Source organism: Paenibacillus sp. IHBB 10380, from assembly GCF_000949425.1.
Lineage (GTDB): Bacteria > Bacillota > Bacilli > Paenibacillales > Paenibacillaceae > Paenibacillus_AQ.
On sequence record NZ_CP010976.1, the window covers coordinates 5,153,286 to 5,176,382 of the forward strand.

The window sequence follows — 23,097 nt, forward strand, 5'->3', positions numbered from 1 at the left end:
TTTCGCAGTGATTTGATTCCACTGCAGATAGCTTCTTTTTTCTACGTATATCCTCTGCTCAAAAATGAGTAGGCTTAGCATTGTGCTAATATGTGAATTTATTAATTAACGCTTGTAATTCTTCGGACAACGAGGACAAGGATTGTGCTGATGCTGATATCTCTTCCATGGAAGCTAACTGTTCTTCAGCAGAAGCGGCAACTTCCTCAGAGGTTGCTGCATTGCCTTTCGCAATCATAGCAAGCTCGTTAGTGATTGCAGTGACCTCTTGAACGCCCGCCGATATTTGTTCCGCGATAGCGGAAACTTCATCAATGTGAGGCGTTGTCTTGTTCATACTGATCAGGATTTGCTCGAACTTCTGAATGGCCTCATTCGATACCTTAAGTCCGCCTGCAACATCCTGCGTGACTTTCTCCGTTGTATCAACCGTATCCTTCGTCAAGCGTTGAATTTCAATGATTAACTCGGATATTTGTTGTGCCGATTCTTGAGATAGCTCTGCGAGTTTACGAACTTCATCTGCCACAACGGCAAAGCCTTTTCCATGTTCTCCAGCTCGTGCTGCTTCGATAGCCGCATTCAAGGCAAGAAGATTGGTCTGCTTAGCGATTCCGCTTATGACTACAGAGATAGAATTAATTTCCTTAGAGCGGTCATACAGCGATCTGACCATATGATCTGATTTCTCAACCGATTCATGTATGGAACTCATTTGTTCCTTCACCTGAAGGACAGATTCCCCGCCTTCTTCAGCTTGAAGGGTCGTGTGATTCGAGAGACCCGATAGGTCTGTCACGCTGTTCACAATCCGTGCAACACCAAGTGAAATTTCCTGCAAGGCATGTACATTATGATCAACAGATACCGTCTGTTTCTCAGCACTACCAGCCACATCTTGAACTGCCATTACGACTTGTTCGGTTGCCAGGCTTGTCTGTTCGGCGCTTGCCGTCAACTGCTGAGAGGAGGCTGCAACTTGCTCGGATCTGTCTTCAACGTCCATGATCAAAGATCGAAGATTCTTTCTCATCTCATCGAAGGCTTGCCCCAGCTCACCGATCTCATCCAGCGTATTAATCTGTATCGACTCGGTGAGCACCCCTTCACTAACTCGGACCGCATGCTCCTTTAATTTCACAATCGGTCGTATGATCGATTTGAGAATGAAGTAGATGCTGATTCCGCCGATGATCAAACAAATAATAATGGACAATAAAGTATAAATAAAGATTGGCTGCGCAGACTCTTTTACTTCCGACGAGTTCATCAGTCCAACGACTTTCCAGCCGACGGTTTTGTTTGTCACATATAACATTTTTTTATTTTGCCCACCGAGGCCAAATTCAATTTGATTGGAATCTTCCTCATAGAGGCGATCGTAAACAGGGTTCTCCGCCGGTTCCCCTGATTTAATGGTGGGATGGACGATATAATTTTTGTTTTTATCGAAAATCATAACATAGCCAGCCTTGCCAATCTGGACTTCTTTAGTCAATTTGTCGATTTGATCGATGCTTAACGTTATGCCTACAACCCCGGAACCGTCTGATGTTGCTTGCGACACCGTTATAATGTTCTCTCCAGTTACAGCTGATTTGTAGGGCTCTGAAACAATGGTTTTCCCTTTGTTAGCTATCGCATCTTTGTACCAACCCCGAGTTCGTGGATCGTAGTCAGCCTTCACATCCTGCGGCGGCGATATCACGTACAGCCCCGTATCCGTGCCAAGGCTCATGCTGTTTACCTCAGGGTGCATGGCTAGATATGTATTGAAATTTTGTCTAACCATAGGACTATCTATCCCTTGATACATGCTGGCATTGGTATTCTGGGCAAAATAATCCGTGTCTAACTTCTTCGGTGTAATGGTGGTGCTGATGAAGGAATCAAGCAAATTGATATTCTCTTTGGCGCTGCTCAGAATCTGCTGCTCGATTTCCTTCTTAGACCGACTGTAGGATAGTGTCCCGACTATCATAGACGGTATGACTAGGATTAGTACAAAGGCCGTTATGAGTTTAATCTTAAAATTACCGCTCATTATTTTTGCAAATATTGCTTTCATAATTTATGTGCCTCCTTCTCCGATGTAATTAGGTTCAAACCCTATTATCGGTAAAAGAAGCACAGAAATTTAGATGAAAATTTTCATGAACACGTATGAAAGTTTCAAATTGCGTTAACCGATCATATCTCGGCGTAGTGTAAAGAGGTCTTTAAGTGCATCTGTCGATAGCTCAGTAATCCAGCCTTCGGAACTAGAGATCACATTGTCGCTAAGCTGCTGCTTGCTCTCTAACATCTCATCAATACGTTCCTCTAATGTGCCGAGCGAGATGAACTTGTGTACCTGTACGTCTTTGGTCTGACCCATGCGATAAGCACGGTCTGTCGCTTGATTCTCCACCGCTGGATTCCACCAACGATCGAAGTGAAAGACATGGTTAGCTGCTGTGAGATTAAGGCCGACGCCCCCTGCTTTGATCGAAAGAATAAATACGGAGGGTTGTTCAGTATGTGATAATGTCTGAGATTGGAATTGATCAATCATAACATCGCGTGCGGATTTAGACGTGCTTCCATTCAGGTAGAGCACAGGTTCTTGAAGTTCTTGTTGAAGCACCTGCTGAAGTATCTGTCCCATACCAATATACTGTGTAAAGATCAGACAACGCTCACCTTCCTCCCGCAATTCTTTCACCATCGCGAGAAGTCGTTCCAACTTCGCTGAACGGCTGATCAACGTTTCGATATCTACTAAGTTATCCTTCCCCTTGGAAGGTTCCTGATAAGCTTCCTTCGTTAAAAGTACGGGATGGTCACAGAGCTGTTTGAGATGAGTGAGCGTCGAAAGAATAGCTCCTTTTCGCTCGATACCTTCTAACTTCTGCATGCGTTCTAAAAGATGATTGACGGTGTGATCATAGAGCGCACCTTGCTCAGCTGTGAGATGGATATAAGTCTTCATCTCATTCTTATCGGGTAAATCCAGCTGGATGGCCGGATCTTTCTTCTTACGTCGAAGCATGAACGGCTTAACCAGTCTCTGCAAATCAATCGTTTTCTGTTCATTATGTTCTTTCTCGATGGCATTAATAAATCGATTGTTAAAGGCGCGTGAGCTGCCCAGATAACCTGGATTGATGAAGTCGTAGAGAGACCATAGCTCTGAAAGTCTATTCTCGATAGGTGTTCCAGTAAGTGCAATTCGATGTTTGGCAGGGAAACTTCGAACGGCAATGGATTGCTTGGTTTGGGCATTTTTAATATTCTGAGCTTCGTCTAAGCAAAGGGAAGCCCATGTGAATCCTTGTAGTAACTCCTGATCCAATGTTGCTGTGGCATATGAAGTTAGTATAATGTCTGCCTGTGTAGCCTGCGAATGAAAGTCTTCCCCGCTGGAGCGTCTGCTTCCGTAATGGAGCATGATCCTCAAGGACGGGGCAAAGCGGCTTAATTCCTTTTGCCAATTGCCCAGCACTGAAGTGGGGCAGATCAGCAGAGAAGGGAATTGGGTATCTACATCCTTAGAGTTCTCCTTAATATGCAATAAATAAGTAATGAACTGAACGGTTTTACCTAGTCCCATGTCATCTGCTAGGCAGGCACCTAGACCGAAACGCCGTAAAAAGGCAAGCCAGGCATATCCATCTCGCTGATAACCCCGCAGTTCTGCTTGTAGTTCATCCGGCACCGAAAGTGTCGGCCATTCTGTCTGTGATTTAAGTTGACTCATGATCTTCAGCAGATGTTCATTAAGCTCAACCTCCAGTTGAATACGCTCTGAAGCTTCCTGCAGTTGCTCTGATGAATCGTTCTCAAGCTCATCATTGTTTCCAAGTAGATGAAGTTGGAGTATATCCTGAAAGGATAGTCCTTGTGTATTGTCTATTCCCGCCATCGCTTGGCGAATTTGTGCTAGCAATGCTGGATCAAGTGAGATCCATTGTCCGCGGAAGCGGACTAGCCGTTCATTGCGAGCGACTAGCTCGGCGAACTCCGTTTCGCTAAGCTGGGTCTCGCCAATAGCAATACGCCAATCGAAGTTAACAATGGAGTCTAGACCGAATAGAGAACCTCCCGTACTGCCTTCATTGGAGCGGACCTTGGCACGAAGTTTGGCTTTCTTTTTGCTAGCGCCTTCCCACCAAGCTGGAAGAAGTACTTGCCATCCCGCTTCGAGTAGCCGGTGGCTGTCTGCCGTCAAGAACTGCCAAGCGGCTTCGTCAGTCAGGGATCTACCGAGTACATCTTCATGGTTAGCGGACAAGCGTTCCTTAGGTAGACTTGCACGCAAATGCTCCAGCCAACCCGTCGATCTCTCATGTATATGGTTAGTCCATATTTCAGGCCATAAGCCTAACAATTGACCCGCTTCGGTTAGATGAACAGGTACGAGTACTGCCGGATCTGACTTATCTTGCAGAACAAGCTGAAGACGCCAAGAGGGCTCATCATCATCCGGTTCCAGTAATTGCAGAAGGGGGCGGAATGGAGCTGTATCTGCTTTCCAGCCAATCGCAATAAGCCATGCTTGCGCATCCAAACCTAGTGTAGCTGAGCCATCTTTGGCAAATAGCGCAGGATATTCCCTTTGTAAATCAGAAGCAGTCATTTCAGTTCCGTAGTATTGGTAGAATACCGTAGCTGAGAAAGCCGCACATAATCCATCGATGATATGGGTGTCTGTGCCAAGCTGCTCTAGTAACGCTTGATCTTGTAGATCCAACGTTGATGAATCCCAGACCCACTGTAGCTTGCCTGACTGAAAGGCTGAGAAGCCTGGGATATATCTTCTTTCTTCTATACATGCTGACAATATAGGAGCAAGCTTGATCCATGGTGTTGCATCTTCGCTCCACGCCCATTCGATATGGTTCAGAAGTTTGCGTTCTGCAAAGAAGGGGATAACGTACTCAGAGGGGAGGACGACAAGTTCCACATCTTGAATCGTTTGAATCTCTAGGTCTGTTCCATAGAAAGAGGCGTCATGCCATGCGAACAAACGCTGTTTCATATATTGACCCGATACGTAACTATGCGTGTTAATAGATCCATAAATAAGGGCGTCTCCATATGCGGTTAAAGTGACATGGACAGTGATAGTTTCTGTATATTGACTCATGAGATTAGTTTTCCTTTCCGAAGTTCCTCTTGCAGTGCGCGTAGTCGGCTATGGCGGCCGGCGAACGTGGTTATGAACTCTTCCCAGCGTGCTTCTTGCTTCATTTTTTTGTACAGCTTGGATAGCCGTTTCAACAGTTTTACTGCTGCTTTATAGCTATCTCTATTTTTGTGAAGAATATATCGTTCAACAGCCTGATGATAAAACGGTAGCAACAACTCGGGAGCATGCTTCTCGATAGGTTGTAATACAGCGACACGAAAATCCAAAGGCTCTTTTCCCGTACTTAGCTGATAATCCATCCACTGCTGCCATTTGTTATATGTCAGCAATTTTTCTTGATAGATAGGACTGGAATAAGGCAACATGCCGACAAGTGTACCCCACATGTGTGGTTCGGCTTCAGGTTGATGTTGAATAAGTGCTTCCCAATAGACCAAATAATGACTTAGGTTAACCTTTCGATGGCTGCTCAGCAATGGGCCGGTTTGGATTAGCCATTCTGTCATTCTTGACCATACTTCAGCCTTATATAGCACATTCAAGAAATGCAGTACATGATCAGGTGGGATGGTGAAGGTTTTGTTTGCCATTTGTAGTAGTGCCCAAGCTTGCTGATCTTGACCTAGATAGAAGTGCATCCAGCTCTGAGCTAACATCCATGGAAGTCGGGAAAGAGCGGTGCCAAGTTCATCTTTGGCTAAGTCTAAATGCTGTAATTCTTCCAAGTATATGGTCGTGTCTACTGGATTGGGATAAACCCAGTGTAACCAGAACTGATGATAGGTATCTGTATAGTATTGGAGGTTCTGAGTTTCGGTCAACATGTGACTGCGTAAGTAAGTTAACGTCTCCGTAACACGATCCCACTGCTCAGGCTCAACGGGTTGTGTCAGTTTATGTGCAAAATTGTGCTGAATCTCTTCCTGAATATCATCCGCTGCAACCTGAGTATGATATCCCATATACAAGTTGGAGTTATGTCCTTGATATTTAGACGGTGTCACCAGTTTGTTAAGTATAAATAGGTGAGCATGAAGACTAAACAGTTGTTCCATCGTAGGTGAAAGTGGAGGTTTTATTGTGTATATGGATGCCAACGCATCCTTCGTGTAATGATTATTCTGAATATTCAGTCCTAATGGGATGATACATTGCTCAAAAAGGTTATGCCACTCTGAGATAGGCAAAGTGGGTATAAGATTTGCTTGTTCTTTCAATTTGGCGTACTCTTCTGATTTTCGCTCTGCTCTCTGAATCGCTGTGCGATTGGATACAGCAGTGGGAGAAGATTTCACGGTTTGCTTAAACGTGGCTGTTGAATGGGCATTAATGAGCGCGTGAAGTGGGCGTTCTTGCAAATTTGCATATTTAAGCAGAACGGCGATCATATGCTTACAGTTCCTATGAACGGGACATGTGCATTGATTTGCAGAAAGGGACTCCAAATGGATGTCGACCTGGTAGTTCTCTGTCCCTTCGACGACAGCTTCAATGTGGTCGGCACCCGCCATCATGAACTGATGGACACGTCCTTGTTTGAAATATTGAAATCCGCGTTTTATGGTTAGATCATTATAATATTGTGCGACATTGTGGATGAGCGTTTGCCACTGAATATCATCCATGGTATGGGTTAGTTTCATGATTGATGAGTCTCCTAAGAGAATATAGATTATATAGAATCAACTAAAGATGAGGCGTAAACTTTAGTTCAATCGATATTAGGTTTGGATCTAATCTATCATATCACTTTTGGATGCAAAGTTAAGTTTTTAGCCATAATCAAAAAAATAGGCATTCACCTAATGTAGCCTAACTGAGTAGCTTATTGCTGATGAGACCTTTATGAATCGGAGGAATCAGGATGGGATATTATGTTAGAGTTGTGGCTCTGAGAAACACTAGTTTAACGAGCTAGATATCAGGTAGATTACCGAGTTGTAAAAGACGCGAAAATTGGACAAAGGTTCAGCGTGCCCAGCAGAAGCTCAGCTTCGGGGGCATGACGCTGCCGTATCAGCTGATGCTGACCGAGCAGGTGTATCGGGCGGTGAAGATTAATCGGGGGGAACCGTATCATAAGTAGGGCGAAATTTTATGTGTTAATTGTTTACATGTATTAGATCTAGCCCAAGGTGGTAGCAGTTCTGATCACCCTGGACTAGATCATCACTAGAGCGGCATTGTTATGCTTACTAGTTGAGAAAGTGGATAAGGGAGTCCCTAATCCGGTAGAGTGTTGAAAATTCAAGCATTGTCATGAAAGTTAAGTGAAAAAATGAATATATAGGAAATTAATTGCAAATTATCTGTTTACTTCTTTCTTCAGAGGATTATTAGAGGTAATAAGTGTTTGTTAGGATATATGTATTAATCATTTTTTAGTGTAATTTCACAATGTATTTGATGGGTTTTCTAGACAATATATGGTATAATATTCCTAATGACTTGGGTGATAATGATCATAAAAATCGTTATTTTTAGTAACTTAGTACTTAGAAAATCATAATGTAATGCTGTTCTTGAACTTTTGTTTTGAGAAACGGTGTTTTTGGGTTGATGACTAAATATATTTTTCATCATAGAATAAAAAGAGAGATGTATGCAGTGAAGATTATATGTGTACTTGTATGAGTTAGCCTTATCCATCCCACACTATGTAATGGATACAATGAAGGGATGTGCAGATAATGGCAAGAGCAGATTTACTAATAAGCCTTGTTACTGCTGGCTCTAGCGGTAATACTAAGTTATTTCACAGAACCGTCGAAGCATTAATTGCCGAGGAACGCAGTAAGCAACACAATGTACTTGTAGAAAGGCTGGAAGAGAGCCCTAAATCAAAATCAGTAGTGAAAGAGACAACAAGCTTTATTAACGATGGAATTAGGGATTTGTTGTATGAGGGCCGGAAGAAAGATATATTCTATGGTTCTTCCTTTGTCGATCTGTTCCTTTATATATAGCAACAAAATGATCTCGCTTTCCGAGAAGATGTAATGACCCAGTCGGTTCTTCGGAAAAAAGGCGGGGAATTGAGAGGTACATCATTTGATGGTCGTTTGGCTGACGCTCAGAACCTCGGAGGCTTCCTTAGTTTTTTACGGTTTTCGCGTTCAAGGCAATCACCCTACTAATTCGAGCTCGTCAAACCGCCCCCTGCGCCGCAGACAAAGGAAGTGCCGATTCGTCAAAAAAAGTGTTATTACGAGCGTTTCCGCATTTTCCGTCCCACAAATAATAAAACCGCTACATCCCAATTCTAGGGACAAGAAACAATGGGGTATAATATAGTTAAACACATTTATAAAGGGGTCTCATTTCTATGACAACCGATCAAATTTCTCAATTCGAAAAGAAAATTATCATCCGCAACATTGAACGCGAAGATTTCGATAATATTATCGCGCTGCAAAATATTTGTTTTCCGAATATGGGTCCCTGGAAGCTGGATCAACTGGAAAGTCACGTCCGTACGTTTCCCGATGGTCAAATGTGCGTCGAGCTCGACGGTGATATTATCGGCTCCTGTTCTAGCCTGATCGTGAACTTTGACGATTATTTGGAGCAGCATACGTATTCCGAAATCACGGACAAGGGTTATATTCGCAACCATAACCCCCGGGGCGGGAACCTCTATGGAATGGAAGTCATGGTGCATCCAGATTTCCGTCGCATGAAGATCGGCAGAAGGTTATACGAGGCAAGGAAACGGCTGGCGGAGCAGCGTAACCTCAAGAGTATTATCGTAGGGGGACGCATCCCGGGGTATCACAACTATTCCGATAAGCTGTCGCCAAGAGCTTACGCGGAAGAAGTGTTGCAGCAGAATATCTACGATCCGGTGCTGACTTTTCAGATGATGAACGGATTTACGCTGAAGAGGATCATTACCAATTATTTGTCCGATGACGCCGATTCCGAGAATTTCGCGGCCCTGTTAGAATGGAATAATATCGAATACAAGCCGAGCATCAACAAGACGCTTTATAAAATGTCTTTCCCCGTCCGCATTTGCGTGGTCCAGTATATGATGAAGAAGATCGATTCTTTCGAGGAATTCGCCAACCAGTGCGAGCATTACGTGGACGTGGCATCGGATTACAAGTCCGATTTCGCCGTTTTCCCGGAGAACTTCACCATGCAGCTGCTTTCCTTCTTGGATGAACGGTCTCCGAGCTTGGCCGTCCGGAAGCTTACGACTTATACGACCAACTATGTGGAGTTATTTTCCGAACTCGCGGTCAAATACAACGTAAATATCGTAGGCGGCTCCCACTTCGTTGAGAACAATAACCGGATTTACAACGTCGCTCACTTGTTCCGCCGGGACGGCTCAATTGAGCAGCAATACAAGCTACATATTTCTCCGAACGAGCGGAAGTGGTGGGGCATCAACGGGGGTAGCTCACTCGGGGTGTTCGACACGGATTGCGGTAAAATATCGATTCAACTCAGCAGTGACATCGAGTATCCGGAGTTGTCCCGTATCGTTGCGGAGGAGGGAGCGCAGATTATATTCGTTCCTTTCTGCGCGGAAGATCGGCAGACGTTCCTGAGGGTGAAGTACTGCGCACAGGCCAGAGCGATTGAGAACCAAGTGTTCATTGTGACCGCGGGAACGGTAGGAAATCTAACCCATGTGGACAACATAGACGTTCAGTACGCCCAGTCTGGTATCTATACGCCGGCTGATTTCTCCTTCTCTCGCGACGGCATCGCGGGGGAGTGCAGCGAGAATACGGAGACAGTCATCATGGCTGAGGTAGACATGGAAACGCTCGAAAGGTACCGTAAGTCCAATGATGCATTGTCGTTCAAGGATCGCCGGACGGACATCTATTCCTTACAAATTCGTACTTAAAACATACTAGAGGTGAATATGAAAAAGTTAACGATAGCAACCACGCAATACGGTCTCACCGATATCCGTACCGCAAAAGAGTTCTGGACGGGAATCGAAATGAAGGTTCGGGAGGCTGCCGAGCAGGGCGCCTCCATGATCGTGTTCCCGGAGTACATGACGGCTCACTTGCTAAGCTTAGAGCCATCGATGATGCACGATGAAGCGTGTTATTTTCTGGACGGGCTGACGGATAAATATATCGAGTTCTTCGGAGAGTTAAGCCGAGAATGCGATATTGCCATACTAGCAGGGACGCATATTTGCTTAGAGGAAGAGAGCAAGTACTCGAACAAGGCATTCCTCTTCTTTTCAGACGGACGGGTGGAGACGCAGAGCAAGGTGCATCTTACGCCGGAGGAGCAGATTCGCTGGCCACTGGTCGCGGGTGACGAGCTTAACGTATTCGACACGGAGTGGGGCAAGATGGCGATCTTGACCTGTTACGACATCGAGTTTCCGGAGCTTGCGAGGGCAGCCGCGCTTCGTGGCGCGGAACTGCTTCTATGCCCTTCCTATACCGATAATTCCTTCGGGTACCATCGCGTGCGGCATTGCGCCCAAGCGAGGGCGATCGAGAATCAGCTGTTCGTCGTATTGAGCGGCCTCGTCGGATCCTTGTCCGAGGATCGTCCGCAGGTGGACATGGGGTTTTGCCAAGCGGGCATATTCACCCCATGCGATCTACCGTTCGCCGCGGATGGCATCTTGCAGGTCGGAGAAACGAACGAAAACAGGACGGTGCTGGCCGAACTTGACTTCCACACGCTCCGAGAGAATCGTGAACGCGGAGCGGTAGCACCCTTCTACGACCGCCGCCCCGATCTATACGAACACCAGAAGACGCTATTGTAAACCGAAAAGCCGTTGAGCCCCTTGCGAAGGAGGGGGATGAATTCTTTGGATCACAGCCTGCTGAGGGTGGAAATATGTTGCGGTTACATGGAAATAAGTATGATTCGGATATAAGAGCAACAAGGCATGTACTTCATCCTGCCCCAACTCAAGCCTAGCTTGAGATCAAGTCAATTATGGCTCTGCGAAAGTTGAGTTTAAAAGATTAATTTTATTTCTCAAGTTTTTTAGAAATGAGTGGAGAGTTAGGCTGTTATGCTTAATTCCCCGCTCTTTATTTATTTATACTAGAATCGTTTTCATAATTCTAAAGCTTTACTGCACTTGAGTTTTTAGAGCATGAAAAAAGGAGTACCTCCCCAAATCTCGAAGTGTTAAGTACCACTACCAAACACCGAAAGAGAGAAAGGAAGAACTCCAGATGTATAATATTCGACAAGAAAGTCTGTTTTCCTTGGAGAATTTATTAGAAATGTCCCCCAAGGATACGTATGGTTATCTTTTTGAAACGTTAGATATTAATCCGTTCGTACGCGTTGTTTCTAAGAAGGCATTTCTGGGGGCACCAACACAGCTCAACTATGCAACTATGTTACACTCGCTTTTCATTCGAATCGTGGAACGTATCCCAACGATTAAGGATCTACGGAAACGTTTGAAGAGAAGCATAGAATTCAGCACAGACTGCGGCTTTACGGGTTCCGAGCGCATTCCAAGTGAAGCTTCGTATACACAACTCATTCAAAGGCTTCAAAAATCCCGGGTTTTTCAGCAATCACAAGAAGAATTGGTTCAAGAAGACTTTCAGGAGGGCTTTATCGATGCATAAGTGATTGCTATGGATGCCACTCATGTTGAAGCTAGGGATCGCCAGCCAGAAAAGAAGAAAGACGACGATCCTGATCAACCAGCAACTGAACTTCCAAAGAAGAAACGTGGTCGTAAATTTAAGGGTGAGCGAAAGCGATGGTTAAAGGAACAACTAGAAATTGAAGAAAGTTCCCCCCTGTTCGAAAAGAAGGTAGAAGCACAATTGACTTACTCGTATGATGAGTTGGTAAAGGAAATACCCATGACCCCGGCCTGGGCCTGGGGTGTCAAGAAGAATTCCGAAGGCAAAAACGTATTTTGGTATGGCTTCAAAGTACATCTCCTGGTCGACTGCCAAAGTCAATATATCCTTACAGTATTGCTCTCTTCTGGTAACATCAATGATGGAAAGATAGATATCCTCTTGCTTAAGGGACTTGCCGAAAGGCATCCTAATTTGCCCGTTTCTCATGTACTTGCAGATGCGGGTTATGATTTAGTTCTGATTTACAAGCAAGCCGAAATGTTGGGGTGCAGTTCAACTATGAGGTGGTTTATTTATGAGGATAAAGTAACATATGAGGCTACAAGACATTTAGAAGATTCAATTTACAAAATACACCAAGTAGTCTGATAATACGTTTACTGCGGTCTTGCCTTGGAGTTCAAAAGCTCTTTTAGCTTTGATAATAATATTATTTTTTTCTCACGTAGTGTTTCAAAAACTATTGTAAATTCGGCTAAGTTGTAAACGATCATAAATCTGTCCGATGTTTGGGAACATCAATTCTCTCAGAGGGTTGACAAAATAGCCGGGCTTCAAGAGGATTTTTATATGCTTATGGATCTTTTTAATTGTTTTACCATTTACAGCAGTATTGTCTTTGGGGTTGAATTTATCCTCAAGTTCTTTGCTATGAAGGTATTTCAGAGCGCTTTCAATATGTAGTTCGAGTGATTCGTGGAGGAAATATGGAAGAATGGCACGCATGATCAACTTAACGAGTTTTTGGGCGAATCAGCGGGAACACTGCTCTATGGTTATCTTATGACTTTGATGATGGAACAAAACGTTATTTGATGGGTTAAGAGTATGAGCTGCCGGAAGGGAACAAAGTTCCAGCAGGTCTCACCACTCTAAATATTCCACCTCAAACCTACGCTGTAGTCGAGGGTCCGTGTATTGAAAAGTATTATTGGGTAAACGACCAGCAAATCGAGTCAGTACACGAAGTATGGATTCCTGTTAAGCGAAAGGCTTAATTGCATGTTACTCAGACACTAGAGTCCGGCTGATCTGGTGTCTTTTTTAGTTGGCGTTTCAGACAACGTGGGAACCTTATCATACACCAAGCTATTAATCGTTGACGTGTTTAAGACACGAAAGGGTATCTCTAAGTTCGCTCTATAGATGATACGCCGAACCGTATCACAAATAGGGCGAAATTGTCGCATTAAGTTGCTATTTAGGAAGGAATCACCACTGCTGGTTGGATGTGCTGTATCTTGCCCGTTTGGATGAGGGCCTGTTGATATCAGCAAACAAAGATATAACAGGTTGCCGTGATTAGAGCCAGGCATCGCGGATCGATCTTCGGGCATATTGGTCTGTGCGAACAATCAGAAGTCCTTCGAGGTGCTGCTCGTTGAACAGGCGCTCAAGCTGCAGCATTCTTATGTCCTTATGGAGGGCGAGAGCAAACGCGTCGGCAAAGCCGTCCTGTCTGACCGTGTCGTGCATACGAAAGAATCCGGCACTCAGCGCTTCATCAAGCTGCCGCTAGAGGAACGGTAGCCATATTCTCGAAGATTATCAGCCGATCGCGAAGGAAATTGAAGCGAATCTCTTGATCGGACAATTCGAAAGCGCCGTGAAGCTGCTGCTGGAGCATTATTATGATCCAAGATATGCTCATGCGATGAGCCAATACGAGAGGGAATGCTTTGTCATTGAGGTGCAAACGATTGAAGAAGCCATGTAGGCGGTGAAGGCACATCTTCCTGCGAAGGCTAGATGATAGACCTGCCAAAAGATAGCCTGTAGGGCTATCTTTTTTGCTATAAAGGGAATAGTTTACAAATGTCGAATGTAGCCACTATGACAATTCGAGGAGTGAACCCATTTTGCGTAAACCGATCAAACTTCAACTAATCACTGTACTTGCTTTCTTGCTAAGCTTCGTTTCTATGTACGGCTTATTCTCTTATGGATATTGATGATAACTAACTTGTTAAATTTTCAAATAACGCAAATGAGTGACAAATTTCACTAAGGGCGATCGAAGCGAGCTTATCTTGACCCTTGAATCTAATCCAGCCCCAAATCCTTTCATATGATGGTCTTGGCAACGACCGCTTGTTTCTGGCGAGGACGGGGTTTGGGGCAGCACCCTGATTCTTTAGTTTTGCTTTATGATCGTTCACGAAAAAGAGCCTCACGTTGTGGAGGCTCTGAAAAGGCTCAATTTTCACTCATTAAGATAATAAATGCTGTAATCATACAGTGAAGATATGTGTGCCACTCCTTTGACAGAAAAGGCTTGTTGGGCACTTTTTATCATGTCTTTCTTTTTCATACGATTTGTTTCTCGACTGCTGTAATTTATGGTTATCTGTAACCGATCGTATATCTGTCCAAGGTTAGGATGCTGCTTTTCCTCAATCGGATTGATAAAATAAGGGGGCTTAAACACATGCTCAATCATGGTGCGCGGCCGAGCAACAGGGTTTCCATGCGCTGCTTCATCCGAAGCATCCCATGTATTGGTGAAATAATGACGGGGGTTCTCTATTTTTCTTTCCAGTTCAGCAATCATTAATTGCATAAGGCTGTAATCTTCCTCCGACAGTTCACCAAATATATGAAGCAACAGAAGATAGGCTTTGACATCTTCCAGTTGGCAGTCAAGATAATATATATAATCAAGAATGTCCAAGTGGGAAGGCAAGTTGTTCAAACGATAGCGTTTCATACTAGAGAAACGATTAATCCAGAAGTCATCATAGAAATTATAAAATCGCCCATTTTTTTGCTTCCGCTTGATGGATCAACCCAAAACCGTGGTGAGGTTCGGTAGTGGCGTTGTCGGCGGTGTTCACTTTATTTTAGCGAGTGATGTGGGTGGTGATTTGGTGAAGTTGGCAGGGGGGCACGATCGACCCTGTTTCTAGCCTCCCCCTCTCCCCAGTTCAACTCTGGCAGGGTTGAAGCAAAATGTAGTTGGCATTGGATTGACCCTGCCGCCACTTTTCCCAAAAATATTCGCTGATGCCAACAAGATTACTACATGTCCTCGATATCAAAACCTTCTTCTTGATCCGTCTTAGCAAGCCAGTTTGATTGGGGTAAAGTTTTAAGCTGTATTCCTGAAAGTCCACGATCGCATTGCTCCTTACGGGATCGGTCGTAATTCCTTTCATTTTCAAGATGTCTTTAGTGTTTTGGATTAGTCGATTCTGTGTGTATTGACTAAGAGAGTTATGGCTTTCTTTCCTGCACCAAGCCCAGAACGCTTCACGTATATTTTTATGGAGCACACGATCGGCAGGGGTTCCTTTAACAATGATTTCTTCTACGAACGTTTCGACAGGATTAATTTCTTCCTTATATGATCCTAATATCTCATCTGCTGCTTTTGATGGAGTGAAAACGTAACCGTTGTCTTTCAAATGACGCAGTCCAAATAAAGAAAAATTTAGTATACCTGGAAGTTGTTGCAGCAGATCATCAATAGGTACATTAGCCGGGTGTGGCATTTTTATTGTTCATATAGGTTGACAATGATAATCGTTATCAATAATGTTAAAATAGACGAGAGTCCTCATGCCCACCTTTCTGCATTCCAGCGGCAGATTTTTGATTGATTCCGAGTTTACACAGCCCAGTTAAAGGAGGAGATTCGGATTATGGCGGCATGACGAGCAATATAGAAGAAATGGCTCAAGCCATCGCTCAGGGGATACGTGAGGAGGGAGGGGAACGGACCTTTAAATCGGTTCTCGATGCCAATGCCTCCGAGCTGGAACACTATGATTGTATTTTGTTGGGCGCTTATACATGGAGGGACGGGGAGCTGCCGGGGCTGAAAATCGAATTATCCGCTGATTAGTTGGAAGAACTGTGGTATAAGCTACGCAAAGCGGAATTGCTCCTCACCTGAAAGCTGGAACAGCGGCTTGTTGAATCGCATGTACTGCTTATGGTCAAGAGCTGCACAGGATGTACAACGATCGATCTCAGGATTACCGGTAAACTACTATTGAAATGAGGTATGCAATGTGAAAATTGACGTTAATCAGTTAGCAGAGCATCTTGCACATACTCCTTTTCAAGTAGAAGGAGTATATCGATATGCTAGAAATCCAGGTGTGCCTCACGCTGACTATACAGATTCTTTTCCTGGATTTGTGTTTCCACTTACAGGTAAGGTGCAATTTGAATTTAATGGAACGCCTTATATCTTTTCGTCAGGAAAAGTTGTGCATGGTGGTGCAAAAATGAAACTAGCTCAAAAAATGTTTGGTAAAACCGACTGGGAATATATTCTTGTTCTATACCGGATATGTAACTCAGAACTAGCAGAGTCAAGCTTTTCTCATCAGCATTTTGAATTATCAACAGGACCATCTCCTCGTCTTATTGAATTAATTATGCGTCTTTGGCATGTGTATAATCAGCGTGGAGGCATTTCGATGTTTCAGACCGAAATGCTATTTCGTGACGTACTGAATGAAGCCTTAGTATGTGTTGATAATAGGCAAAATAGTTGTGAATCGCATACTTTATTCGAACGGGTATCTAATTATATTCATGAATACTATTATCAAAGCCTTACAATCGCATCGCTTGCAGAACAACATAACGTTAATCGAAATCGACTTTCTTACATATTTAGAAGACATGCAGGTATGGGACCAGCAGAATATTTATTAAAATATCGTATAAACGCGGCGCAAGAAATGCTATTTACAAGTGATGCGCCTGTACAACAAATTGCGCAAACGGTTGGAATGGCTGACCCCTTTTATTTTAGTAGAGTGTTCAAGAAACAATGTGGCATTTCTCCTACTGAATATCGAGAGAAGTTCATCAATAATCCATGCTAATTTCAACATGCATCCATTCTAATCTAAAAATTACTTTACTATAATAATGGTTAACCAAAGAAACTATTATGTTGGAGGAATTTCGTATGCAAAAGATTAAAGGACTGCTAGTCTCAATGCTATTATTAGCAGGCATACTAGCAGGTTGTAATGAAGCACCTGCTGAAAATAAAGGATCAACTACAAAAGGCGCATCTACAGCAACAGTTAATGTAGATGCAACGGATTGGCCAAGAACATTTAAGGATGCCTTAGGCAAAGAAATTGTTATCGAGAAAAAACCAGAAAAAATAGCCGGACTATGGTTTTTTTATCCTGAAATATTAGTTGCATTAGGTGAGACGCCTGCTGCTTCTACTGAAAGGGAGTATCTATCTACTTTATCTTATTTAAATGGAAAGCTGGATTTAACTGAAGAATTAGGAAATAAAACGGATCCTAATATTGAAAAAATTCTATCTATTGAGCCTGATGTTATTCTAGCAACAGAACATCATGAAAAATTGTATGATGCACTAGAAAAAATCGCGCCAGTCATTACGTTAAAAACCAAGGATATGCATGATGATTGGCAATATGGACTCCGCACAGTAGCCGAGATTATTGGAAAAGAAGACGAAGCGGAAAAAGTAATCGATAAAATGATGAAAGAAATCACAAGTGAGCGTGAAGCATTAAAGTCGATGCAAGGAGAGACAGTAGCACTTATATTGTCTTGGGATGGGAAAACTTTTAATGTTCTAGGTGAAGAAAATGCTGCCTATAGACTTGCGTTTGATAGAGAAAAGGGACTAGGGCTTACACCAGATGATGCAATTAAAGGTGCTAAAAATAAACTTACTACGTTTGAAGGAATATCAACTATTCAAGCGGACCATATCTTCCTTATAGGTGAGATTACAAAAGAGGAAAAATTAATGAATGTCTTAAAACAAAGTAATGTATGGAATAATCTGAATGCCGTAAAGAAAGACAATGTCTACTTAATGGATACTTCCGCTATTACTGGCGGCCCATTAGCTATCGAGTACGCTTTGCAAAATATAACAAATGCCTTACATAAGCGCTAAAAAGTCGAGAAAAGGTATATTGATGATCAAAAAAAATAAGGAGTGATTACTATCCATTACCAAGCGATTAATCTAAATGAGAAACTATCTGAACTTAACGATCTTTGGTCTCTGAAAGTCATTGGTGAAATGAATGACTATCAATTTAAACTCATTAAGATTGCCGGGGAGTTTGAATGGCATAGTCATGAAGAGACCGATAAGGTATTTATGGTGATCGAAGGGGAGATGATCATTGATTTTCGTGATGGTCAGGTTAAAATCTCCAAGGGTGAGATGATTGTTCTCCCGAAGGGGATCGAGATGAAGCCTTCCGCCGAAAAGGAATGCCATATCATGTTGGTGGAGCCTAGAAGCATAGTAAATAATGACGGTACGGAGTCCGAATTAACTGCAGCCAATGATACTTGGATCTAGTGTTTGTTACTAGTAGTTGGATTTGCTCTTTTGTAGGCAATAGCTTTACCTTAACGGTTATAGTCTGTGACATATTCTTTTCACCCCCTTATCTTTTGTTGTTCAACATAACGCTTGATTGTCTCACTTGATACATTGCCAGCAGTAGAAACAAAATAGGAACGTGTCCACAAACTCGGCAAATGCAGGAGGTGTGGAAATTCTTCACGTAGCTTTTTTGAAGTGACTCCTTTCACTTTCGCACCCCTTCGTTTCGGAGCACCGCGAACTAATTCACAAGATTGGCGTTACGGGCGGAAAAGTAGAAACCCGTATCGCCAATGCGGCGCACGATGCCACATACCTTCTGGCGGATGTCGAGGTCGTCGCCAGCTACAAACTGGCCGGCATCAACCGCATGAAGCTGGAGGGGATATTTCACCGCATCTTTGCACCAGCTCAGCTCGACCTCACTATCCATGACCGCTTCGGCCACCCTGTACGGCCGCAAGAATGGTTCCTTGTGCCAATTCATGTGATTGATGAAGCGGTAAACCGTATTCGGGATGGCTCGATTACCAATGTGGTTTACGATCCTAAGACGGCCAGATTGGTCGATCTTGCTCAGTAGAAATGCCGTTTTTAACCCTTGTCTCTACAATGAAGGACACCCAATCAGGGTGTCCTTCATTTCGCTCTATAGATGTTACGGTGAACCGTATCATAAGTAGGACGAAATTTTCAAAAATACTCGAATATACGCATGAGGATTCTAAACGTATATTTCTTATAATATGGCATTAACGAGCGCCGAAGCGGAGTTTTCGCCGTTAGACACAATAGCCTGTATTCAAAATCAGTGGCACAAAAAAATTCCGGTAGAGCGTCACAATTTCGCTTGCACCTTACGTAACGTAATGTTTTACAATAGAGCTACCGGTACATAGCTAGCGCCAAAGAGTGGAGATGGTTAATGAAGAGACATTGGAAGGTCGGGGACCTCGCCAAGCTGACGGGGCTTACCGTACGAACCCTACGCTTTTATGATCAAATCGGTTTGTTATCTCCATCCGGCCAGACGGAATCGGGCCACAGGCTATATAGCGAATCGAACTTGTCACGCTTGCACCAGATTTTATCGCTCAAGGAGCTGGGCTTATCTCTCGAGGAGGTTAGTCGGCCTTAACTGGCGGGAAAATCAGTCCGGTTGAGATCGTGGGCCTGCAGATAAACCAAATCCAAGAGCAGATTAAAATGCAGCAGAAACTATTGGAGCAGCTTAGACATGTATCTAAGCTTATGCAGGGCAAGGGGGAATTAACGGTTGGAGATTTCACGAGCCTTCTGCAAGCGATGAAGATGGGATTTGAGAAACCGGTCATAGAGCGGCAAACGAGTTGGGAGCGACATTTGGATCTGTTGGGAGACTTTCTTGCCGAGGAGAACGGAATTTCGAAACATGAGGAGGAAACTAAATGATCGAACGATTCGTCCAAACACGCGACTTTCGTCGTCGAGCGGACTTATGCTGCTTCGCCGGAGCGAGTTTACCAAGCATGGGCCGACCCACTTGCCAAGGCCAAGTGGTTCTCGAAGCCAGACATATCTTCGATTTCCAGGTTGGCGGACGCGAGTACAGCAGCGGTGGGCCACCGGAAGGGCCAATTTTCACCTTCGACGCGAGCTATCAGGAGCTTGTCCCAGAGCAACGCATTGTCTATACGTACACGCTGGATTCGGACGGCATACGCATCTCCGTCTCGATCACAACGGTCGAGCTTATTAAGGTGGAGGGCGGCACGAAGCTGATTTTCACGGAGCAAGGTTCTTTCTTTGACGGGCACGATACACCGGAAGTACGAGAACACGGTACAAGCGTCATGTTGGACTCACTTGGCAAGGTATTAGTAGGGGAGGTATGAAACATGATAATAGGTGAAAATGAACTTATGGCTACGCGCGAGTACGATGTACCGCGGGAGCTTGTATTTCGGGCATGGACAACCCCCGATTTGTTAGCCCAATGGTGGGGACCCCAAGGCTTCACGAATACGTTTCATGAGTGCGATATGAGGCCGGGAGGAACGTGGAAGTTCACCATGCACGGACCGGATGGCGTGGATTATCCTAACCATAACGTCTTTGTTGAGTTCGTGCCGCCGGAGCGGGTCGTGATTGATCATCTTAACGTTCACGAATTTCGGGTAACAGCTACTTTCGAGGACTTCGAAGGGCGCACCAGGGTCACCTTCCGTCAGCTTTTCAAGAAAAAAGAGGAGTCTGAACAGGCTAAGCCGATCTGCTTAGAAGCTAATGAACAGCAGCTTGACCGACTTGGCAAGGTGCTGGCGGAATTGGCTTACTAGCTTTGCAAAGTTATATCGGCTTTTACCCGAAAGAACTGCCACTTACGTGATGACTCTAAAATTGTCGCCGTTCACGTTCCCTGTCGGGAATCGGACGGCGATTTTTATTTTAGTAACGGGAGGACGGTGGTGGAGATTAGACAGCCTATCAAGGCGGATTTTTTGCTGATCGCCCCGTTAAGCTGAGCCTTATCACAAGTAGTGGTAAAGCAGAAGTATGTGTTAAGGGTTGAGGCGTGGATGTTAAATAACCATTTAGGGGCTTAAGTATACACATTCGATGCATGTGGAGTGTCTAATATTGATGGTACGAAAATGAAAGAATGAGAAGTGACAGATTCGCTAAAGAAAGTAAAAGGATAGGCAGACAGGTCATGTGGAGGCGGTAGTGTCAATACATCGTGTTGACAAATAGTCGGGAACGCCTAAACCCATTTTTTTATGGTAATATGACCTAAGCGTCGTTAATGTCTCGACACATGTGAAGAATTTATCATGGTGGACTAAGAGAAGATCAAATCCCCTCGCCTTCAATACCCACCATGGAATAACCCGACCTTATGAGGTCGGGTTATTTGAATTTTCTGGTCATTTCTAAAAATCGCCTAGGATCAACAAAGCCAGTCTAATACTTTATTTTATTCTTATAGTCATCTTCTAGGATCTTGTATTTCAGCTAGGGGTGGTCTCATCGGTATACGGGATGTCCTAATTAAGCAATAGGGCGTCTCATCTATAGATATTTAATACATCATTAGCTAATTCACATATTCTATCTATTAAAGCTTTTGGTTCTATAATCACACAGTTATTTCCTAGCGTATAGAAAAATGAGGAAATATAATTAATTTCATCTTCATCAATGAACATATCTATAAAGCCAGATTGTACATCAGTTACTTTTACGTATCCTTCAAGCCACGGGTTCCCTCTACATTGACGAATACCTTCTCGTGTGAGGCTAACCTTTAATGGGATAGGATTTTTAGTTTCATGTACTTGAAACCATTCATTTAAAGTTATTTGTTTGTTTACATCCATCTCCATATTCATAACTGTTAAAGATAAAATTCGATCTACTCGGAATAAAAGAATTTTTTTTCTCGAGTAGCAAAAAGCAGGGCAGTACCATAATCCGTTATGAGCATAAATACCAATAGGCTTTACATGTTTTATTGTTTCGCCTTTATTTGAATCGTACGTGAATTCAACAGTCATATTTGAAAGAGATGCCTCTAAAAGTTCCTTTAAGTAGGGGGTAGTTAATTTTCTTTCAGGGTTCCAAAAAGCTATATGGGCATCCATCTTATCTGCTTTTTGCTTCGCATTATCAGAAAGGTTCATATAAAACTTTTGTAGCGCAGTTTGTATTTCTGCTTTAAAGGGAAGGGTATGATAATACCGAAGAGACTGATAAGCGAAAAAAATAGATATAGCTTCTTCTTCTGTGAACAAGAGAGGAGGGAGTATACGGTTTTTTAAAACCGAATAACCCCCGTTTTTTCCTTTTTCCGCATATATAGGTAATCCTAGTTCGCTCAAATCTAACAGATACCTTTGAATAGTTCTTACAGAAAGATTGAATTCATCTGCTAATTCCTTAGCCGTAAACGATCTTTTGTTATTGATACACATTAATAGATCTAGCAATCGCTTTGATTTAGACATTTTTTCACCTTTTCTATATGAATACGACAAAAAATGACGTATTTAAATGATACGCTTAATAAGCAGTAATGAATGGCTGTTAAACAAAAAAATTAAAAATTCGAAGGGAGAAATGGTATATGAAACGTTCTATAGTATTATACATTGCAGCAAGCCTAGATGGTTATATTGCTCGAGAAAATGGTGAAATCGACTGGCTTTATGAAGTAGAAGGAGAAGGTGATAATGGCTACGACGAATTTTATCAGACGATTGACACGGTATTAATGGGAAAAACAACATACGATCATACCTTTGAATTAGCTGATCAATTCCCTTATCCAGATAAAAAATGCTATGTGTTCTCACGTTCTGCACAAGATCCAAGCCCACATGCTACATTTATAAAAGATGATGTGTCGGGCTTTGTAGCAAAACTAAAAGAACAGGAAGGTGCTAAAATTTGGATAGTCGGTGGAGCTGAGATTCTTGATGTACTTTTAAAAGAAAAACTTGTTGATGAGTTTATTATCACGATAGTGCCAACAATACTAGGTAAAGGGATTCCCCTTTTTAAAAAGGATAATTCAGAAATGAAGCTAGTTCTTAATAAAACTATACGTTTTGGTCAATTCATTCAACTTCATTATTTGTTGAAAAATGATGGCCAATAATATTAAAGACTCGAATGTAAAAACGGTAAACATTTATTTAGTTAGTTCTGTTGGCGTGAGTTTGGTATTCTACCGAACTACGCTTTTTATATAGTTCTCACAAAAAACTTCTCTACTTTTCAGTAGAGAAGTCAATAGA

At 43.1% G+C, this 23,097-nt stretch carries 16 protein-coding genes and 8 pseudogenes; 16 read left to right on the top strand and 8 right to left on the bottom strand.

Features of this window, described 5'->3' with window-relative positions; all coding sequences use genetic code 11:
• Positions 1 to 85: 85 nt before the first annotated feature.
• The 3 genes from UB51_RS23385 to UB51_RS23395 all read right to left on the bottom strand — a co-directional run bounded on the left by UB51_RS23385 (position 86) and on the right by UB51_RS23395 (position 6,774).
• Positions 86 to 2,068 (bottom strand): methyl-accepting chemotaxis protein, encoded by a 1,983-nt coding sequence (locus UB51_RS23385; RefSeq protein ID WP_044879369.1) that lies wholly within the window; start codon positions 2,066 to 2,068, stop codon positions 86 to 88.
• 114 nt (positions 2,069 to 2,182) lie between these two features.
• Complete coding sequence (locus UB51_RS23390) at positions 2,183 to 5,128, bottom strand: DEAD/DEAH box helicase (RefSeq protein ID WP_044879370.1); 2,946 nt, start codon at positions 5,126 to 5,128, stop codon at positions 2,183 to 2,185.
• Positions 5,125 to 6,774: an SWIM zinc finger family protein gene (locus UB51_RS23395; RefSeq protein WP_044879371.1), complete on the bottom strand. Its 1,650-nt coding sequence runs from the start codon at positions 6,772 to 6,774 to the stop codon at positions 5,125 to 5,127. Before UB51_RS23395 ends, UB51_RS23390 begins: the two co-directional genes overlap by 4 nt.
• A 323-nt stretch (positions 6,775 to 7,097) precedes the next feature.
• Between UB51_RS23395 and UB51_RS27445 the strand changes: the two are divergent.
• The 7 genes and pseudogenes from UB51_RS27445 to UB51_RS29350 all read left to right on the top strand — a co-directional run.
• Positions 7,098 to 7,217 (top strand): annotated as a pseudogene (locus tag UB51_RS27445) (23S rRNA (pseudouridine(1915)-N(3))-methyltransferase RlmH); the annotation flags it as partial.
• Positions 7,218 to 7,821: 604 nt separating this feature from the next.
• The gene (locus tag UB51_RS23400; RefSeq protein ID WP_044879372.1) at positions 7,822 to 8,097 is read left to right on the top strand and encodes a hypothetical protein; all 276 of its coding nucleotides are present in this window, start codon (positions 7,822 to 7,824) and stop codon (positions 8,095 to 8,097) included.
• A 359-nt stretch (positions 8,098 to 8,456) separates the two neighbouring features.
• The gene (locus UB51_RS23405) at positions 8,457 to 9,995 is read left to right on the top strand and encodes a GNAT family N-acetyltransferase (protein ID WP_199924965.1); all 1,539 of its coding nucleotides are present in this window, start codon (positions 8,457 to 8,459) and stop codon (positions 9,993 to 9,995) included.
• Positions 9,996 to 10,013: 18 nt separating this feature from the next.
• Positions 10,014 to 10,889, top strand: a complete 876-nt coding sequence (locus UB51_RS23410; protein WP_044879374.1) for a nitrilase-related carbon-nitrogen hydrolase — start codon at positions 10,014 to 10,016, stop codon at positions 10,887 to 10,889.
• Positions 10,890 to 11,310: 421 nt separating this feature from the next.
• Positions 11,311 to 12,240, top strand: a pseudogene (locus UB51_RS29180) (transposase); the annotation flags it as partial.
• A gap of 1,095 nt (positions 12,241 to 13,335) precedes the next feature.
• Complete coding sequence (locus UB51_RS28600; protein ID WP_199924966.1) at positions 13,336 to 13,494, top strand: hypothetical protein; 159 nt, start codon at positions 13,336 to 13,338, stop codon at positions 13,492 to 13,494.
• 52 nt (positions 13,495 to 13,546) lie between these two features.
• Entirely contained in the window at positions 13,547 to 13,681 is a 135-nt protein-coding gene (locus tag UB51_RS29350; RefSeq protein ID WP_267884718.1) for a hypothetical protein, read from the top strand.
• A 486-nt stretch (positions 13,682 to 14,167) separates the two neighbouring features.
• Here UB51_RS29350 and UB51_RS23430 read toward each other — a convergent pair whose 3' ends face one another.
• On the bottom strand, positions 14,168 to 14,524 hold the full coding sequence (locus UB51_RS23430) for a hypothetical protein (RefSeq protein ID WP_044879376.1): 357 nt from the start codon (positions 14,522 to 14,524) through the stop codon (positions 14,168 to 14,170).
• Between the two features lie 364 nt (positions 14,525 to 14,888).
• Positions 14,889 to 15,455 carry a hypothetical protein gene (locus UB51_RS23440; protein ID WP_044879378.1) on the bottom strand — a complete coding sequence of 189 codons (567 nt, stop codon included), beginning with the start codon at positions 15,453 to 15,455 and terminating at the stop codon, positions 14,889 to 14,891.
• A gap of 158 nt (positions 15,456 to 15,613) precedes the next feature.
• Here UB51_RS23440 and UB51_RS23445 point away from each other — a divergent pair.
• The 4 genes and pseudogenes from UB51_RS23445 to UB51_RS23460 all read left to right on the top strand — a co-directional run.
• A pseudogene (locus UB51_RS23445) lies at positions 15,614 to 15,778 on the top strand (flavodoxin domain-containing protein); the annotation flags it as partial.
• A gap of 199 nt (positions 15,779 to 15,977) precedes the next feature.
• Positions 15,978 to 16,805, top strand: coding sequence for a helix-turn-helix transcriptional regulator (locus UB51_RS23450; RefSeq protein WP_044879379.1), 828 nt, complete (start codon positions 15,978 to 15,980; stop codon positions 16,803 to 16,805).
• 86 nt (positions 16,806 to 16,891) lie between these two features.
• The gene (locus UB51_RS23455; protein WP_044879380.1) at positions 16,892 to 17,875 is read left to right on the top strand and encodes an ABC transporter substrate-binding protein; all 984 of its coding nucleotides are present in this window, start codon (positions 16,892 to 16,894) and stop codon (positions 17,873 to 17,875) included.
• A 51-nt stretch (positions 17,876 to 17,926) separates the two neighbouring features.
• Positions 17,927 to 18,292 carry a cupin domain-containing protein gene (locus UB51_RS23460; protein WP_026010820.1) on the top strand — a complete coding sequence of 122 codons (366 nt, stop codon included), beginning with the start codon at positions 17,927 to 17,929 and terminating at the stop codon, positions 18,290 to 18,292.
• On the opposite strand, the pseudogene UB51_RS29185 reads toward UB51_RS23460, so the two are convergent.
• Positions 18,255 to 18,365, bottom strand: a pseudogene (locus UB51_RS29185) (transposase); the annotation flags it as partial. The gene UB51_RS23460 and the pseudogene UB51_RS29185 overlap by 38 nt on opposite strands.
• A gap of 7 nt (positions 18,366 to 18,372) precedes the next feature.
• Positions 18,373 to 18,534: pseudogene (locus tag UB51_RS27455) on the bottom strand (transposase); the annotation flags it as partial.
• Between the two features lie 71 nt (positions 18,535 to 18,605).
• On the opposite strand from UB51_RS27455, the pseudogene UB51_RS29190 reads away from it, so the two are divergent.
• The 4 genes and pseudogenes from UB51_RS29190 to UB51_RS23480 form a co-directional block, all read left to right on the top strand.
• Positions 18,606 to 18,776, top strand: a pseudogene (locus UB51_RS29190) (GIY-YIG nuclease family protein); the annotation flags it as partial.
• 468 nt (positions 18,777 to 19,244) lie between these two features.
• Positions 19,245 to 19,750, top strand: a pseudogene (locus UB51_RS23470) (MerR family transcriptional regulator).
• Positions 19,747 to 20,193 (top strand): annotated as a pseudogene (locus UB51_RS23475) (SRPBCC family protein). Before UB51_RS23470 ends, UB51_RS23475 begins: the two co-directional pseudogenes overlap by 4 nt.
• Positions 20,194 to 20,196: 3 nt before the next feature.
• A complete protein-coding gene (locus UB51_RS23480; RefSeq protein ID WP_044879382.1) occupies positions 20,197 to 20,637 on the top strand; it encodes an SRPBCC family protein in 441 nt (146 codons plus the stop codon).
• A gap of 729 nt (positions 20,638 to 21,366) precedes the next feature.
• Here UB51_RS23480 and UB51_RS23485 read toward each other — a convergent pair.
• Positions 21,367 to 22,305 carry a helix-turn-helix transcriptional regulator gene (locus UB51_RS23485; protein WP_044879383.1) on the bottom strand — a complete coding sequence of 313 codons (939 nt, stop codon included), beginning with the start codon at positions 22,303 to 22,305 and terminating at the stop codon, positions 21,367 to 21,369.
• Between the two features lie 119 nt (positions 22,306 to 22,424).
• Here UB51_RS23485 and UB51_RS23490 point away from each other — a divergent pair, with 119 nt between their 5' ends.
• Entirely contained in the window at positions 22,425 to 22,958 is a 534-nt protein-coding gene (locus UB51_RS23490) for a dihydrofolate reductase family protein (protein WP_044879384.1), read from the top strand.
• Positions 22,959 to 23,097 lie beyond the last annotated feature (139 nt).

Bases quoted from the DNA above. Each gene is read 5' to 3' on its own strand.
- UB51_RS23385 (WP_044879369.1), bottom strand. From the start codon at position 2,068: ATGAAAGCAATATTTGCAAAAATAATGAGCGGTAATTTTAAGATTAAA.
- UB51_RS23390 (WP_044879370.1), bottom strand. From the start codon at position 5,128: ATGAGTCAATATACAGAAACTATCACTGTCCATGTCACTTTAACCGCA.
- UB51_RS23395 (WP_044879371.1), bottom strand. From the start codon at position 6,774: ATGAAACTAACCCATACCATGGATGATATTCAGTGGCAAACGCTCATC.
- UB51_RS23400 (WP_044879372.1), top strand. From the start codon at position 7,822: ATGGCAAGAGCAGATTTACTAATAAGCCTTGTTACTGCTGGCTCTAGC.
- UB51_RS23405 (WP_199924965.1), top strand. From the start codon at position 8,457: ATGACAACCGATCAAATTTCTCAATTCGAAAAGAAAATTATCATCCGC.
- UB51_RS23410 (WP_044879374.1), top strand. From the start codon at position 10,014: ATGAAAAAGTTAACGATAGCAACCACGCAATACGGTCTCACCGATATC.
- UB51_RS23430 (WP_044879376.1), bottom strand. From the start codon at position 14,524: ATGCAATTAATGATTGCTGAACTGGAAAGAAAAATAGAGAACCCCCGT.
- UB51_RS23440 (WP_044879378.1), bottom strand. From the start codon at position 15,455: ATGCCACACCCGGCTAATGTACCTATTGATGATCTGCTGCAACAACTT.
- UB51_RS23455 (WP_044879380.1), top strand. From the start codon at position 16,892: ATGCAAAAGATTAAAGGACTGCTAGTCTCAATGCTATTATTAGCAGGC.
- UB51_RS23480 (WP_044879382.1), top strand. From the start codon at position 20,197: ATGATAATAGGTGAAAATGAACTTATGGCTACGCGCGAGTACGATGTA.
- UB51_RS23485 (WP_044879383.1), bottom strand. From the start codon at position 22,305: ATGTCTAAATCAAAGCGATTGCTAGATCTATTAATGTGTATCAATAAC.
- UB51_RS23490 (WP_044879384.1), top strand. From the start codon at position 22,425: ATGAAACGTTCTATAGTATTATACATTGCAGCAAGCCTAGATGGTTAT.